At 62.4% G+C, this 479-nt stretch carries 1 protein-coding gene and 1 pseudogene; both read left to right on the top strand.

Going from position 1 to position 479, the window contains the following annotated elements; genetic code table 11:
* A partial coding sequence (locus AC1D0P_RS28915; protein ID WP_477679878.1) for a hypothetical protein occupies positions 1-272 on the top strand: 272 nt, incomplete at its 5' end.
* A 27-nt stretch (positions 273-299) separates the two neighbouring features.
* Positions 300-479 (top strand): annotated as a pseudogene (locus AC1D0P_RS28910) (hypothetical protein); the annotation flags it as partial.

Genomic DNA, 479 nt, shown 5'->3' with positions numbered 1-479 from the left:
AGCCGGGGGCGACTGTCGATCCGCAATTCGCCGTGTCCATCTCCGGGATCGATCCCGCGGCCACCGAGGCTTCGACGCTCGTGAAGCGGTATCTGGCCCTTGGCGGTGTACGGAAGGCAGCAGCCGACGACAACCAGATTTCGACGCGGGTGTGGGAGAACGAGCCGCCCGATGCTGCCGATTACTGGGAGCGCAACGTCGCTTCTCTTCCGGACGTGCGGCGCAAGGAAGTGGAATCCCTGCTTCCTTCGATCAGCGGAGACACTCGATAATTCGGCGATGACACGCGAGGAACGACCATGACTAAATATCCCAAACCGCCATTTCCCGAGCAACAGCAGCCGATGCCGGGCGAGACGAAGAAGATGGACCCGGTGCCCGATCACGGGGAGAAGTCCTACAAAGGCTCCGGTCGCCTCATGGACATGAAGGCGATCATCACCGGAGCTGACAGCGGCATCGGCCGGGCGGTCGCACTC

The organism is Polaromonas sp. P1_G2 (assembly GCF_056405515.1).
The sequence above is the reverse complement of the archived record's forward strand: the minus strand, read 5'-3'. Positions and strand labels throughout refer to the sequence as shown.